Below are 14,222 nucleotides of genomic sequence, written 5' to 3'. Positions count from 1 at the left end.
GTAATATTACGTTTTTGCGCATCTCCCTCTATGACCTTGGTTCCATTCAGCCGTATCAGCAGCCTGCGTTCGCTCATCATTGATGACATGCCCTCCATGCGCCAAAACATCCGCATGCACCTGGGACAGCTTGGCATCACGAAAGTCGACCAGGCCGGCACCCCCGATGAAGCAATCCGCTTCGTGGAGGCGGCTGCCTATGACCTGATCGTCTGCGACTACAACCTGAACAGGGAAACCAACGGTCAGCAGTTGCTGGAATTCTTCCGCACGCAACACATGCTGCCGCCGACCACCATGTTCATCATGGTGACGGCGGAAAGCGGCTATAACCTGGTGGCCAGCGCCGCCGAATTTCAGCCCGACGCTTACATGCTCAAACCGCTGACGGCCTCCAAACTGGCCGAACGCATCGATCGCCTGCTGGAAAAGCAGAACGCCCTGCTGCCGATCAATGAAAAGCTCAAACGCAAGGACCAGGCCGGCGCCATTGTCGAATGCGACAACGTGCTGAAGATCGCACCCAAATGGATCGTCGACATCCTCAAGACCAAGGGCAGCCTGCTGATCGAATTGCGCCGCATCGAAGAAGCGCGCGCAGTCTATGCGCAAGCGCTGGAAATGCGCGACGACCTGGTATGGGCCAAGGTCGGCATGGCGCGCTGCAATATCGTTGCCGGACAGCTCGATGACGCCAAGGTATTGGTGCAGGATGTGCTGGCGCAAAACGCCCAATATATCGAGGCCTACGACCTGCTGGCGCAAATCGAAGAGGCGCAGGGCAATCAGAGCGAAGCGCTGGACGCCTTGTCGCGCTCGTCGGAAATCATTCCCTCTGCGCGCCGCAGCCGTCTGGTCGGCGACGCCGCCTATCGCGTTGGCGATCTGGAGCAGGCCAAGGAAGCTTTCGGCAAGGTGCTCAAGCACACCAAGGGATCGCTGACGGCGCAACCCAGCGATCTGCTGACGCTGGCGCAGGTGCATGTCGATACCGGTGACTTCGACGCCGCGCTGACGCTGCTGTCGAGTGCGCCGAAACGCTACGCCGAATCGAAGATGTTCGCCTCCGCCCAATCGGCGGTGGCTGCGCAGGCCCACGTCCAGCGCGGCGACATGATTTCCGCGGAAAAGTCATTTGAGAGCGCCATGGAAGCCGCCGGCGGCGTACCGTCGGAGATGGCCACGCTGGCGTTGGCCCGAGCCGCCTTCTCGATCGGCCGCGAGGATGAAGGCGCCAATCTGATCTCCCTGGCCGTCAAGTCGGATCACGAAAACAAAACCCTGCTGACGCTTGCCCGTAAAGTATTGATCGACTGCGGCCGCGAAAACATGGCCGACGAACTGGTCGACGGCGCCGTCAAACAGTGCATGGCCATCATCGCCGAAGCCAACGCGCTCATGCGCAGCGCCAAGCCGGACGAGTCGCTGGTCAAGCTGGAGGAAGCGCTGCACAGCATGCCGGAAAACACCGGCGTCCTGATGGCGGCGGCACAGTTGCACCTGCTGTGGATGAGCCAGCGCGGCATCAATCAGGAATACGTCAAGCGCGTCAATCGCTATCTCAACACTCTCGATCGTCTGATACCGGGCAACGACCGCGTCAGCAAGATGCATAAATTCTTACGCGAAGCGGTAGCAAAAGCCGCTCAGAAAAGCTGACCATGGATCCCAAACTGGCTGCGATTATTGTTCATGACATCAAAAACTCACTCGGCGTTCTCGAAGGTCAGCTGCGTGCGCTCGCTGACGGCTCCGCCGATGAGCGTGCCGGCCAGGCGCACACGACCTGCCTGACATTGCAGGAAAAGCTGATCGGTTTCCTGACCTTGTACAAAGCCTCCTCCCAAGGATTGACCGCGCAAGTCGAAGCGTTGTCGCCACACGACTTCCTGCAAGGATTGCTGCGTCATCTGACCATCAATCAGACCGGCCTGGATGTCTTCGTCAATGAAGAAGGCATGCCCCTGATTGCCTTCTTCGACGAAAACCTGGTTGGCCTGGCGCTCGAAGCCGCACTCCAGAACGCCACCCGTTTTGCGCGTTCGCGCATCGAACTCGGTTGCCGTAAAGACGGCAGCGGCGTGGTCTTCACCGTACGCGACGACGGTCCCGGCATCGGCACGCACGAAGCCAAACCCTCCACCGGCCTGGGCATGGACTTGTGCAAAGCCATCGCCGGCGCCCATCACAAGGGCGACAAAAAAGGCGAAGCCCTGCTCGCCAATCATCCCGACGGCGGCGCCCTGTTCGAACTGCGCCTGCCCTGAACCCACTACGCCGACAAGGCGCCACCGCCATCCCCTCGCCGCCGAAACACATGCGCTGAGCAAATAAGCAAGCGCGAAAAAAATCGTTCTTTTCCCAAGGCTTCGTCCGTAGAGTCGATGTCAAAGCGGCAGCAATTGCCTGCCCCGACTCGACCAGAAAAGGGAAAAGAACAACATGGAACGCCGTCACTTTCTTCGCCTGACAACAGCCGGCATCGCCTCGCTCGCCGCGCCGTTGAGCGTACCTTCGATTGCGCGCGCGGCAGAGCCCCCAAAACAGATTCGCCTGGACTACGCCTATTACTCGCCGCCGAGTCTCGTGCTCAAGAAATTCGGCTGGCTGGAAGAAGATCTGAAGACCAGCGGCACGTCCGTCAAATGGGTACTGAGCCAAGGCAGCAATCGCGCACTGGAATATCTCAACAGCGATAGCGTGGACTTCGGCAGCACCGCCGGTCTCGCGGCGTTGCTGGCGCGCGCCAATGGCAATCCGGCCAAGGCGGTCTATGTCTATTCACGTCCGGAATGGACCGCGCTGGCAGTGCAGAAAGATTCCACCATCAAGTCTGTCAAGGAACTCAAAGGCAAGAAAATCGCCGCCACCAAAGGCACCGATCCTTATCTGTTCCTGCTGCGTGCGCTGCACGAAAACGGCTTGTCCAAAAGCGACGTCGAGATCGTCCATCTGCAACACCCGGATGGCCGCGTCGCGCTCGAACAAAAGCGCGTCGACGCCTGGGCCGGACTCGACCCACATCTCGCGGCGAGCGAGCTTGAAGCGGGCTCGAAACTGATTTATCGCAACGTCAACTTCAACACTTACGGCTTTCTCAACGTGACGGAAAGCTTCGCCGCAAAATATCCCGACGAGGTAAAACGCGTCATCCGCGCCTATGAGCGCGCGCGCATCTGGATCATCAAGAATCCGGACGAGACCGCAAAGCTGATCGCCGAAGAAGCCAAACTCTCGCTACCGGTGGCGCAGTTGCAACTTAAACGCAACGACTTTTCCAATCCGCAAATCGGCAAGGAGCATATCGAGGCCCTGCGCGCTGCCGCCCCGATCCTGCTCGACGAAGAACTGGTCAAGAGTGGCACCGACCTCTCCAAAACGATTACCGCGCTGATTGATCCGACGTTTTCGCAAAGCGTGATCCGCCAGGCCTGATCGTCATGAAAGAATCGCACTCGCTGCTGTCGCTGGATACGCGTCACGCCGATCTGATCGACCGGGTAGAACAATCCGCCGGGACAAGACCGAGACCGGCGGCTGACAAGCAAGTCCATGCGCAAGCGGCGGCGCCGGAGACAGCGCGCACGCAAGCATTGCGTTGGCCGACAGGGGCCTTGTTGCCGGTCGCGTTTCTGAGTTTGCTGGAAATCGGCGCGGCGACCGGCGTCATTCCCTCGCGGTTGCTGCCACCGCCAAGCGAAATCGCGCAGACGCTCTATACGCTCGCGACGCGCGATCTTTTCTTGCATATCGGCGTCAGTACGGCGCGGGTTGCAGCAGGGTTCGCGACAGGATCGCTGCTGGCGATCGCTTTCGGCCTGCTGGTCGGCATGCATCGCCGCGCAGAAGCCTTGCTGGAACCTTCCTTCCAGGCCTTGCGCGCCATTCCCAGTCTGGCCTGGATTCCCTTGCTGCTGCTCTGGCTCGGTATCGATGAAACACCGAAAGTCGTATTGATCGCGATCGGCGCGTTCTTTCCTGTCTATCTCAATCTGGTCGCCGGCATCCACAACGTCGATCGCAAATTGATCGAGGTCGGCAAAATCCATGGTTTGTCTTCCCGCCAGATGATCCGGCGCATTCTGCTGCCGGCGGCACTGCCCAATCTGTTCACCGGCTTGCGTACCGGCCTGAGCCTTGCGTGGATGTTTCTGGTCGCGGCGGAACTGATGGCCGCCACCAAAGGCGTCGGCTACCTGCTCTCGGATGGGCGGGAAAGCAGCCGCCCGGACATCGTCGTGGCCGCCATTCTCATTCTCGCGACGCTGGGAAAACTCTCCGACAGCGCACTCAAATATGTCGAAGCGCGCAAGCTGGCATGGCGCGATGTACTAGAACTCATTTCATAAATAGGCGTGAGATGCGTTCTTCCCAGAAAGGGTGCTGGCAAGGCGTGCGACGCGTCGTGTGCCGAGGCACACGCAAGGAGCGCAACGCGGCCAGCGCCCTTTCTGGGAAGAACCCAAAGGGAGCGGCCTGTTTGGGCGAATTGCTGCGTTACGAATCGAGGTCAAGACACCCAGTCTTGACCTCGATTCGCGCCTTGCACTTCATCCCAAACAGGGCAAGCTCGCACTCACGCCTATTTATGAAATGAGTTCTAGCCTCGCACGATCGATAATCACCTTCCCTATTCTCTTATTGCCACCCCTTTCCATGAAAAATAATCTGCAACGTCGCCGTGTACTCCAGGCCATCGCCGCCCTTGCCGCCACCAGCGGCGCCAGTCTTGCATTGCCCGGTTTCGCGCAAAACAAGCAGGTCCCATTGCGCATCGGCTACCAGAAATCCTCGACGCTGCTCACCATCATCAAGAGCAGGGGAACGCTGGAAAAGCTGCTGGCCCCGTATGACGTCAAAATCAGCTGGCACGAGTTTTCCAGCGGCCTGCCGTTGCTGGAAGCGCTCAATGTGGGTGGCGTGGATCTCAGCGCCGACGTGGCCGATACCGTGCCGGTGTTCGCCCAGGCCGCCGGTGCAAGACTGACCTACCTGGCGCAGGAAGCGCCCTCGCCTTCGGCGCAGGCCGTCATCGTGCGCACCGATTCGCCGATCAAAACCGTCGCCGATCTCAAGCGCAAGAAAATCGCCGTCACCAAAGCCGCGGGCGTGCACTACCTGCTGATCGCCACGCTGGAAAAAGCCGGCCTGAAATTCAGCGATATCGACGTCGCTTATCTCACGCCGGCCGACGGCCGCGCCGCCTTCGAGCGCGGCAGCGTGGATGCCTGGGTGACCTGGGACCCCTTCCTCGCCGGCGCGCAAAATCAGACCTCGATCCGCATCCTCTCGGACGGCCGCAATATCGCCGACTATCAGCGCTATTATCTTGCCTCGACACCGTTTGCAGAAGCGCATCCGGAAGTGCTGGCTGCGGTATTCGATGAATTGAAAAAGACAGGATTGTGGGTGCGCCGGAATCCGAAGGAAGCAGCGGCATTCCTGGCGCCGATCTGGGGCCTGGATGCGCCGACCATTGAACTGGCCAACAGCCGCCGCAGCTACGACGTGCGCGCCGTCGTGGCAAGCGCGCTAGGTGAGCAGCAACGGATTGCCGACGCCTTCTTTGCCGCCGGTTTGCTGCCCAGGAAGATCAACGCGACCGATGTCGCGATCTGGAAACCGGCCTGATAGCGGCCTGATCCGAAGAAGACATGGACTGGCTCGACGCAACGACAGCGGCACTGGCGATCATCGCCGTACCGCTGGCCTTGCGTTATCCCTTGCACGGGAAAGACGACGCCGCATCGTGCGATTCATGCGATTCCTGCGATTGCGCCGCGACGCATCAGACTCCAACGATTCCTCAGGAAGAAGAGCCGACGCAAGAACGGCACCCCCGATCCACGCTGATGCCCTGATACGCAAAAACCTTTACACCAGGCCGGCGCGTACGCTGATGTCGGCCCTCAACACCTTCGACACCGGACAGCCCTTCTTCGCTGCATCGACGGCCTGCTCGAACTTGGCTTGATCCGGATTTTGCAATTTAACCTTCACGTCCAGCACGATGGCCGTGATGGAAAAACCGTCCTCAACCTTTTCCAGCGTCAGCGTGGCGTTGGTGTCGATACGCTCGACACCCAGCCCCGCCTTGCCCAGCCGGCTCGACAAATCCATCGAGAAGCAGCCGGCATGCGCCGCTGCGATCAACTCTTCCGGATTGGTGCCGACGCCGTTTTCAAACCGCGTGGAAAACGAATACTGCGTCGCGTCCAGCGTCTTGCTCTCGGTGGTCAATGTTCCCTTGCCGTCTTTCAGACTGCCGTTCCAGACGGCGGAAGCTTGTCGTTGCATGGCACTTCTCCTTTTGCACAAAACGCCATCATGCGGCCATGGCGGATCACGCGGCATCGGACAAGCGCGCAACCGGGCGTAGGAGATCAGGAAAAGGGCGAGACATAAAAAAAGCCGCTCCGGAGAGCGGCTTTTCAGCACGATCCGGCAAGGCCGGACCGGCGATCAACACATTACGACAATTGCTGAATACCGGCCAGGACCCAGCCGCCGTTGCCGGAAACAGGTTTGGACAGATTCCAGATTTCGTTGAACTGCGTTGGCGACGAGGCCGGATCTTCCTTGATGAAACCAAAGAATTTCACGCTGGCCAGGTAGTCGCTGCCGACCGTTTCCACGCCCAGCATGTCGGCATCCAGCGACACCACGTCGGTGTGGTTGGCCGATGCACCGCGCTCCTGCAATTGCAGCTTCAGCTCGCCAAACATTTCCGGCGTGGTGAATTCGCGGATGTCGTTGGCGTCGCCCTTGTCCCAGGCGGCCTGCAGGCGGATGAAGTAAGTCTTGGCATTGCGCACAAAACCGACCGTATCGAAGTCAGCAGGAATACCGTAAGACGATTGCTCCGCCACCGCAGCGCCGCCGCCGAACGAAGTGCCTTGCAGCGCCTTCGGCGGTTGTGCCGGCTCCAGCAGCGAACCGATGGCTGGTGTCGAATTTCCACCCTGGTCGGCACCAGGCGCCGAGGCCGAGGCAAATGCCGGACGCTCGTTGCCGTTGCCTTCCGATTTGCGTCGGAACATGCGGTAGATGAACATCGCAGCGAACGCCAGCAAGGCCACCATCAGAATGGTGCTGATCATGCCGGCCATGGCGCCGCCAAGACCGAAGTGCGACAACAATGCGCCCAGGCCGAGACCCAGCAGGGCGCCGCCGAGAATGCCCTTCCATGGGCTAGGCTTGGGTGCTGCGGCAGCCGGCGCTGCTGCCGGCGCTGCAGGCTTGGCAGGCGCGGCCTGGTTCTGCTGCATCGGGCTTTGCGCCTGACGGCTGGCGCCCGACGACTGCTTGCCGAACGAGCTGCCGCCGCCGAGACGCTTGGCCTCGACGCTGCCGACGCCAATTGATAGGGTCATCGCAGCCACTATCAGCGCGACAAATACTTTTTTCATGCTATCTCCTGAGATGGAATGTGATGCGAAGGCGGTCGCATCGGCCGTAAAGCAATAAAAACCGGTGGTGGAACCATCCCGGTTTCAGCACGTCGGATCAGGCGCAGCAGATGCAACGAACACGACGCAGGTAAGGAAAAGAAGGCGCGTGCCGTCAGCTATCGCCGTACGATGGGCGAAAACCGGGGATTGCCGCGAACGGCAAGAAGGGAATCAGACCCGCGGAGGACGACCGGCGGGAGGGAGGAAAGGCGGTTGGCGGGCGTCGTCGCTACGCAGCGCCGGCGCCAGGGTGGCCGAATCGACGATGAAAGCCAGTGTCGGATTGAGCACGGTTTCGTCGCCGACGCCGGCGTGGTTGGAAAAATCTTCACTGTCCGCGTACGAGGTATCGTCGTCGCGGTCGGCTTGATCTGCCGGCAGGGCCTGGTCGTCGGCAGCCATCAGGCCTGCACCGGCGACTTCCGCCAACCGGCGCTGCATTTCCAGCTGCGCTTCCAGCATCTGTTGCTGTTGTACCTGCAACTCCAACGCCGCCGAGTCGATGCCGGTCTTGTACGTCAGCATCCCTGCAAATACTTGCATGGGCAGCAGACAGATCAACAAGAGGGCAAACAGACGCTTCATTGAGATTTTCAGATGATTAACTCGAAAATTATACCAAGAGTCAGGTCAGATGCGGGCGTTACGCTGATTTATCAAGGGCTTGAGAAGAAAATCACCCAGCCATGTCTTGCCGCAAAGCGAGCACGATTATGCGTTGCAATGGGCCTCGATTTAGTAGAATATGCAGAAAAATCTTGCATTATTCCTACAAAACACGAGACAACGCCGCATACTCCTGCGGATCCAACCATGCGTATTCTCCTTGCAGAAGATGACAGTGTCCTGGCCGATGGTTTGACGCGCTCGCTGCGTCACTCGGGTTATGCGGCGGATTGCGTCAAGAATGGCGTGGAAGCGGATTCCGCCTTGTCCACGCAAGATTTCGATTTGCTGATCCTCGACCTGGGCCTGCCCAAGATGTCCGGGCTGGAAGTGTTGCGCCGTCTGCGCGCGCGCAATTCGCGCCTGCCGGTGCTGATCCTGACGGCCGCCGATTCGGTCGAACAGCGGGTGCAGGGCCTCGATCTGGGCGCGGACGATTACATGGCCAAGCCGTTTGCCCTGTCCGAACTGGAAGCGCGCGTGCGCGCCCTGACCCGGCGCGGCGCCGGCGGCGGTCCGACGGTGATCAAGCATGGCTCGCTCAGTTACGACCAGGTCGGCCGCATCGCCTACATCGGCGAGCAAATGCTCGATCTTTCCGCACGCGAACTGGGCCTGCTCGAAGTATTATTGCAGCGTACCGGGCGGCTGGTTTCCAAGGAACAGCTGGTGGATCATCTATGCGAATGGGGCGAGGAAGTCAGCAATAATGCGATCGAAGTCTATGTCCACCGTCTGCGCAAGAAAATCGAAGTCGGCGGCATCCGCATTGCGACGGTGCGCGGACTCGGCTATTGCCTCGAAAAACTGCCCGACTCCATCGCCGGCGCCGGCGTGGCAGGCAACGCCTGACGCCGTCTCCCGTTTTTTTCCATTGATCGATCTTCGCGCCGACACGCCTGCCGGTGAATTCCATGTCTGACGCGCGCGACGCCGCCGGTGTTTCATCGCCCCCGCCTGCCAAAGGCAAGCGCCGTGCCGCCATCGCCACCCAACCGGAAGAACGCATCCAGCGCTCGCTGTTCGGCGAAATCCTCGACTGGATGCTGGCGCCGCTGCTGCTGCTGTGGCCGATGAGCATCGCCATCACCTACCTGATCGCGCAATCGATCGCCAACCAGCCGTTCGACCGCGCGCTGGAAGACAGCGTCACCGTGCTGGCGCAGCAGGTTTCCGAAGTCAACGGCAAGACCGTGGCGCGCCTGCCGGTGTCGGCGCGCGACCTGCTGCGCGCCGACGACATCGACAATATCTACTTTCAGATCACCGGCCCGCGCGGCGAGTTCGTCGAAGGCGATCGCGACATGCCGCAGCCGACCACCGACGACGACAAGCTGACCATCGGCACGGTCCTGTTCCGCAACGACATCCTGCACGGCAACGACGTGCGCATCGCCTATACGCAGGTCGATCTGCGGCGCACCTCGGAACAGCGCGCCGCCTCGTCCAGGGAGCCGCGCCTGGCCACGGTGCAGGTCGGCGAGACGCTGGAAAAACGCGCGCAGCTGGCCAACGAAATCATCAAGGGCGTGATCCTGCCTCAGTTCGTCATCCTGCCGGTGGCGCTGGCGCTGGTCTGGTTTGCCTTGTCGCGCGGATTGTCGCCGCTGTCCGAGTTGCAGCAACGCATCCGCGCGCGCCGTCCGGACGATCTCAGCCCCATCGATTCCGGCCAGGTGCCGGAAGAAATCTCGCCGCTGGTGCGCTCGCTCAACGACATGCTGGCACGGTTGTCGCAAACCATCGCGCTGCAAAAACGCTTCATCGCCGACGCCGCGCATCAGATGAAAACACCGCTGGCCGGCATGCGCATGCAATCCGAACTGGCCCTGCGCCAGACCGACCAGAGCGACGTCCATCGCTCTCTGGAGCAACTGGCCAAGAGTTCGGAGTCGGCCACGCGGCTGGTCAATCAGTTGCTGTCGCTGGCGCGCGCCGAGAACCAGACGCCGGAAACCTCGCCGTTCCAGCCGATCGAACTCTCGGAACTGGCGCGCAACGTCGTGCAGGACTGGGTGCCGATGTCGTTCTCGCAGCGCATCGACCTCGGTTTCGAACAGCCCGGCCATCCGATCATGATCTCGGGCAACGCCATCATGTTGCGTGAATTGCTCAGCAACCTGCTCGACAATGCCCTGCATTACACGCCGCCGCTGGGCAGCGTGACGGTACGCGCACGCGACGACGAGGAAACCGGCCTGGCCTTCCTGGAAGTGGAAGACACCGGCCCCGGCATCGCGCCGAACGAACGCAATCATGTGTTCGAACGTTTTTACCGCATCCTCGGCACGCCCGCGGCCGGCAGCGGACTGGGCCTGGCGATCGTGCGCGAAATTGCGCAACAGCACGATGCGACGGTGGACATCCTCAACAATCCGCGCTGCCAGGATCCCAAAGCACCGGGCTGCCTGTTCCGCGTGACGCTGCGCATGACGCCGCGCCAGGCTTTTATCGACGACATCGGCTGACATGACAGAGAACTCGCCTTCCCCACCTGCTTCATCGATCGCAACGCCCATCACGCCGGCGGCCTATTGGGACAAGACGCGCCGGCTGACGCTGGCCCTGCTGGGGCTGTGGTTCGTGGTGACCTTCGGTGCGGTCTTCTTTGCGCGCCAGCTCGACCGCATCAATCTGTTCGGCTGGCCGCTTTCGTTCTATATGGCCGCGCAGGGCATCCTGCTGGTCTATCTGGCCATCGTCGTGCTGTATACCATCCGCATGCGCCGCGCCGAGCGCCGGCTGCATCTTCACAGCGAGCAGATGCATGGAGACTAACAAGCAATTTTTCCGGCGCCTGTGCGCCTACTACGCCTGGTACACGGTCGGCTTCATCCTGTTCCTGCTGGTGCTCGCCGTGCTCGAACACGAAGGCATGCCGCGCGCCTGGATCGGCTATCTGTTCATGTTCGTCACCATTGCCCTGTACGCCGGCATCGGCGTCGTCTGCCGCACCTCCGACGTGCCGGAATACTACGTCGCCGGCAGGCGCGTGCCGGCACTGTTCAACGGCATGGCGACCGCGGCCGACTGGATTTCCGCGGCGACCTTCATCAGCCTGGCCGGCGGACTGTATCTGCAAGGCTTCGACGGGCTGGCCTACATCATGGGCTGGACCGGCGGCTATTGCCTGGTGGCGCTGCTGATCGCCCCCTACCTGCGCAAGTTCGGCCAGTACACGATTGCCGATTTTCTGGCGGAGCGCTACGCCGGCCGTTACAGCGGTAACCTGGTGCGCATCCTGGCGGTCATCGCCACGATCATCATTTCCTTCACCTACGTGGTGGCGCAGATCTATGGCGTCGGGCTGATCACGTCGCGCTTCACCGGCATCGATTTTTCGATCGGCATTTTCCTCGGGCTGGCGAGCATCCTGGTGTGCTCCTTCCTCGGCGGCATGCGCGCCATCACGTGGACGCAAGTGGCGCAATACATCATCATCCTGTTCGCTTATCTGATCCCCGTGGTCTGGCTATCGGCCAAGCACACCAGCATACCGGTACCGCAGGTGGCCTACGGTTCCGTATTGCCCAAACTGAACGCCGCCGAAAAACGCATCGCCGACGATCCGAAGGAAAAGGAAGTCAGCGCCATCTTCCAGGCACGCGCGGATGACTACGACAAGAAACTCAAGAACCTGCCGCGTTCCTGGGAAGAAGGACGCATCGACGCCCAGCATCACATCGAAGAGGTCAAACGCGACAGCCACGCCTCGCTGGCCGACATCAAGAGCGCCAGCCGGGCGCTGACGGCCTATCCCAAATCGGTGGACGAAGCCGAGCGCAAATGGAACGACGCCAAAGCCTACAACCTGGCGCGCGCGCAGCCGCCGGTGTCGCAGACCGAGCCCTTCCCCGGCAAGGACGAAGAAGCCTCCAAGATCAAGCGCAACAATTTCCTCGCGCTGGTGTTTTGCCTGATGCTCGGCACGGCCGCGCTACCGCACATCCTGATGCGCTACTACACCACGCCGACGGTGCACGAAGCGCGCAAGTCGGTGTTCTGGACGCTGTTCTTCATCATGCTGATCTACATCACGGTGCCGGCGCTGGCGATCCTGGTGAAGTACGACATCTACACCTCGCTGGTCGGCAGCAATTATGCGCACCTGCCGGACTGGGTGTACTACTGGGCCAATATCGACAAGGTCAATCCGCTGGTCAGCATCAACGACCTCAATCACGACAACATCGTGCAGCTCGGCGAGATCGCGCTCGACGGCGACATCATCGTGCTGGCCACGCCGGAAATCGCCGGCCTGCCCTATTTCATTTCAGGGCTGGTGGCCGCCGGCGGGCTGGCGGCGGCGCTGTCGACGGCGGATGGCTTGCTGCTGACGATTTCGAACGCCTTGTCGCATGACGTGTATTACAAAGTCATCGATCCGGCGGCGTCGTCGCAAAAGCGCGTGACCATTTCCAAGCTGTTGCTGCTGGTGGTTGCCCTGCTGGCCGCCTACGCTGCATCGCTCAAACCCGGCGATATTCTGTCGATGGTCGGCGTGGCGTTTTCACTGGCGGCATCGACCTTGTTTCCAGCGCTGGTGCTGGGAATCTTCTGGAAGCGCGCCAACCAGGCCGGCGCGGTCGCCGGCATCGTCGCCGGCTTCGTCATGTGCGTGTACTACATGCTGCACACGCACCCGGCTTTCGGCGGCCATGCGGCCAATCAGTGGTTCCATATCGCGCCGATTTCCGCCGGCATCTTCGGCGTACCGGTCGGCATTGCGGCGCTGGTGATCGTCAGCCTGCTGACGCCGCCGCCTGATGAACGGACGCTGGCGTTGATTGATCACATCAGGACCCCCTGAAGTGCCGGGTTTTATTTGGCTGCGATGCATTCAACCTCAACACGTGCGCCCAGCGCCAGACCATTTGCACCGAAAGCACTGCGTGCCGGATAAGGCTTGCTGAAATACGCCTTATAGACGGTATTGAACGCGGCCCATTCGGAAATATCCGCCAGGAACACCGTACATTTCACGATGTCGCTCATCTTGTATCCGTTGGCTTCAACGGAAGCCTTGATGTTTTCCATGGTCTGGCGCGCCTCGGCGACAATGCCGCCCGGGACGATTTTTCCATTGCCGCCGACATCGCCGAGCTCACCCGAAAAATAAACCAGATTGCCCACCCGAACGGCATCGGAAAAAGGCAAGTCGCTGAAGCGGCCTGAATTCAAAAACTCGACGTTAGCGCGATGCCTGGAGGAAGCGCCGACGGAGGTCTCGGCAGCGATAGTCATAGCGGAAACGGCGAACAGAGATACAAAGAGGCTGACCGGCAATGGGGATTTTTTCATTTTTTCCTTTAAAAAGACAGGTAAATGCCAACACCCGATGGAGACACGGCGCAGACAAGCGATCTTCAGAAGGATCAAGATTTCGCAAAGCGGATTGCGAGACGCAAACCTGCGTTCACAGGGACGGCTTGTCGAGCATGGTGTTGCTGTCACAGCGCACGATTGCGCTCTTGGCGTTATGTGCAATTGAAATGCGCGCAAACAACGCGCACGCTCCGAATTGCACTGTTGAAGCAATTCAGTGACGTTTTGATATTATCAAATTGGTAATTTCTTGAATGCAGAAGTTATGCGAAAAATTCGTCAGTAATCACATCAACTTCCAATCCCTCGCTTTACCCCCAATGGCCCCTGGCCCGAAGCGCCAATCAGTGCCGCTGTCCAGGTATTTGTCGAGCTGTCGACGCGACCGATACCGGACAAACATCCCCCCATCTTATTCACTGTTCAGCGCTCTTTCCGCACACGTAAAAGAAGCCGCATTCGCGGCTTCTTTTACGTGTGCTTGATACCTCACTGCCCACAACTGTCATTTCATCACTCGATTCAGCCTCAACCTAATTATTGAAACTCGATCGTATAAGGCACGCTGGTGGTCACGGCACCGGCGGTGGCCGTGCCGGAAGCAGCGCCGGCCGGAACTTCTCTCTGATTACCCCTCGATCGCGCGCATCGCGCACACGCGACTTCTTCTTTCTTCACCTTTCTTCCTCTTTCGCCTCTGCCATCAAATTAATTGCTTTTGATGCATCGCAATCAATCGATTCAGCGTTCGCAATGGTTCTGGTTTTTGAGAGTTTTCCT

General features: G+C 60.1%; 14 protein-coding genes. 10 read left to right on the top strand and 4 right to left on the bottom strand.

Annotated elements, in window-relative coordinates:
- Window positions 1-30: 30 nt before the first annotated feature.
- From PMI16_RS08770 to PMI16_RS25805, 6 genes are all read left to right on the top strand, one after another.
- A complete protein-coding gene (locus PMI16_RS08770) occupies window positions 31-1,659 on the top strand; it encodes a tetratricopeptide repeat protein (protein WP_007878598.1) in 1,629 nt (542 codons plus the stop codon).
- 2 nt (window positions 1,660-1,661) lie between these two features.
- Window positions 1,662-2,267: a sensor histidine kinase gene (locus PMI16_RS08765; protein WP_007878597.1), complete on the top strand. Its 606-nt coding sequence runs from the start codon at window positions 1,662-1,664 to the stop codon at window positions 2,265-2,267.
- Window positions 2,268-2,442: 175 nt separating this feature from the next.
- Window positions 2,443-3,435, top strand: coding sequence for an aliphatic sulfonate ABC transporter substrate-binding protein (locus PMI16_RS08760; protein ID WP_007878595.1), 993 nt, complete (start codon window positions 2,443-2,445; stop codon window positions 3,433-3,435).
- 5 nt (window positions 3,436-3,440) lie between these two features.
- Complete coding sequence (locus PMI16_RS08755; protein WP_007878593.1) at window positions 3,441-4,349, top strand: ABC transporter permease; 909 nt, start codon at window positions 3,441-3,443, stop codon at window positions 4,347-4,349.
- 307 nt (window positions 4,350-4,656) lie between these two features.
- On the top strand, window positions 4,657-5,631 hold the full coding sequence (locus PMI16_RS08750; RefSeq protein WP_007878591.1) for an aliphatic sulfonate ABC transporter substrate-binding protein: 975 nt from the start codon (window positions 4,657-4,659) through the stop codon (window positions 5,629-5,631).
- Window positions 5,632-5,654: 23 nt separating this feature from the next.
- Complete coding sequence (locus PMI16_RS25805; protein ID WP_157212574.1) at window positions 5,655-5,861, top strand: hypothetical protein; 207 nt, start codon at window positions 5,655-5,657, stop codon at window positions 5,859-5,861.
- Between the two features lie 13 nt (window positions 5,862-5,874).
- Here the strand turns inward: PMI16_RS25805 and PMI16_RS08745 are convergent, their stop codons facing one another.
- The 3 genes from PMI16_RS08745 to PMI16_RS08735 form a co-directional block, all read right to left on the bottom strand.
- A complete protein-coding gene (locus PMI16_RS08745; protein WP_007878590.1) occupies window positions 5,875-6,297 on the bottom strand; it encodes an OsmC family protein in 423 nt (140 codons plus the stop codon).
- Window positions 6,298-6,470: 173 nt separating this feature from the next.
- Window positions 6,471-7,409, bottom strand: coding sequence for a Tim44 domain-containing protein (locus PMI16_RS08740; RefSeq protein ID WP_007878589.1), 939 nt, complete (start codon window positions 7,407-7,409; stop codon window positions 6,471-6,473).
- A 213-nt stretch (window positions 7,410-7,622) separates the two neighbouring features.
- The gene (locus PMI16_RS08735) at window positions 7,623-8,036 is read right to left on the bottom strand and encodes a hypothetical protein (RefSeq protein WP_007878585.1); all 414 of its coding nucleotides are present in this window, start codon (window positions 8,034-8,036) and stop codon (window positions 7,623-7,625) included.
- A 228-nt stretch (window positions 8,037-8,264) separates the two neighbouring features.
- Here PMI16_RS08735 and PMI16_RS08730 point away from each other — a divergent pair, with 228 nt between their 5' ends.
- The 4 genes from PMI16_RS08730 (at window position 8,265) to PMI16_RS08715 (ending at window position 12,927) form a co-directional block, all read left to right on the top strand.
- Complete coding sequence (locus tag PMI16_RS08730; protein ID WP_007878584.1) at window positions 8,265-8,969, top strand: response regulator; 705 nt, start codon at window positions 8,265-8,267, stop codon at window positions 8,967-8,969.
- Window positions 8,970-9,031: 62 nt separating this feature from the next.
- The gene (locus PMI16_RS08725) at window positions 9,032-10,585 is read left to right on the top strand and encodes a sensor histidine kinase (RefSeq protein ID WP_007878583.1); all 1,554 of its coding nucleotides are present in this window, start codon (window positions 9,032-9,034) and stop codon (window positions 10,583-10,585) included.
- 1 nt (window position 10,586) lies between these two features.
- Window positions 10,587-10,895 carry a DUF4212 domain-containing protein gene (locus tag PMI16_RS08720; protein WP_007878582.1) on the top strand — a complete coding sequence of 103 codons (309 nt, stop codon included), beginning with the start codon at window positions 10,587-10,589 and terminating at the stop codon, window positions 10,893-10,895.
- Window positions 10,885-12,927, top strand: a complete 2,043-nt coding sequence (locus PMI16_RS08715) for a sodium:solute symporter family protein (protein ID WP_007878580.1) — start codon at window positions 10,885-10,887, stop codon at window positions 12,925-12,927. Before PMI16_RS08720 ends, PMI16_RS08715 begins: the two co-directional genes overlap by 11 nt.
- A gap of 11 nt (window positions 12,928-12,938) precedes the next feature.
- On the opposite strand, the gene PMI16_RS08710 is transcribed toward PMI16_RS08715, so the two are convergent.
- The gene (locus PMI16_RS08710; RefSeq protein ID WP_007878578.1) at window positions 12,939-13,418 is read right to left on the bottom strand and encodes a RidA family protein; all 480 of its coding nucleotides are present in this window, start codon (window positions 13,416-13,418) and stop codon (window positions 12,939-12,941) included.
- Window positions 13,419-14,222: the final 804 nt, after the last annotated feature.

The organism is Herbaspirillum sp. CF444 (assembly GCF_000282135.1).
Lineage (GTDB): Bacteria > Pseudomonadota > Gammaproteobacteria > Burkholderiales > Burkholderiaceae_D > Herbaspirillum.
Note: the sequence above shows the minus strand (reverse complement) of the source record. Positions and strands in the feature narration are given on the sequence as shown.

Bases quoted from the DNA above. Each gene is read 5' to 3' on its own strand.
- PMI16_RS08715 (WP_007878580.1), top strand. From the start codon at position 10,885: ATGGAGACTAACAAGCAATTTTTCCGGCGCCTGTGCGCCTACTACGCC.
- PMI16_RS08720 (WP_007878582.1), top strand. From the start codon at position 10,587: ATGACAGAGAACTCGCCTTCCCCACCTGCTTCATCGATCGCAACGCCC.
- PMI16_RS08760 (WP_007878595.1), top strand. From the start codon at position 2,443: ATGGAACGCCGTCACTTTCTTCGCCTGACAACAGCCGGCATCGCCTCG.
- PMI16_RS25805 (WP_157212574.1), top strand. From the start codon at position 5,655: ATGGACTGGCTCGACGCAACGACAGCGGCACTGGCGATCATCGCCGTA.
- PMI16_RS08730 (WP_007878584.1), top strand. From the start codon at position 8,265: ATGCGTATTCTCCTTGCAGAAGATGACAGTGTCCTGGCCGATGGTTTG.
- PMI16_RS08765 (WP_007878597.1), top strand. From the start codon at position 1,662: ATGGATCCCAAACTGGCTGCGATTATTGTTCATGACATCAAAAACTCA.
- PMI16_RS08725 (WP_007878583.1), top strand. From the start codon at position 9,032: ATGTCTGACGCGCGCGACGCCGCCGGTGTTTCATCGCCCCCGCCTGCC.
- PMI16_RS08735 (WP_007878585.1), bottom strand. From the start codon at position 8,036: ATGAAGCGTCTGTTTGCCCTCTTGTTGATCTGTCTGCTGCCCATGCAA.
- PMI16_RS08740 (WP_007878589.1), bottom strand. From the start codon at position 7,409: ATGAAAAAAGTATTTGTCGCGCTGATAGTGGCTGCGATGACCCTATCA.
- PMI16_RS08770 (WP_007878598.1), top strand. From the start codon at position 31: ATGACCTTGGTTCCATTCAGCCGTATCAGCAGCCTGCGTTCGCTCATC.
- PMI16_RS08710 (WP_007878578.1), bottom strand. From the start codon at position 13,418: ATGAAAAAATCCCCATTGCCGGTCAGCCTCTTTGTATCTCTGTTCGCC.
- PMI16_RS08745 (WP_007878590.1), bottom strand. From the start codon at position 6,297: ATGCAACGACAAGCTTCCGCCGTCTGGAACGGCAGTCTGAAAGACGGC.
- PMI16_RS08755 (WP_007878593.1), top strand. From the start codon at position 3,441: ATGAAAGAATCGCACTCGCTGCTGTCGCTGGATACGCGTCACGCCGAT.
- PMI16_RS08750 (WP_007878591.1), top strand. From the start codon at position 4,657: ATGAAAAATAATCTGCAACGTCGCCGTGTACTCCAGGCCATCGCCGCC.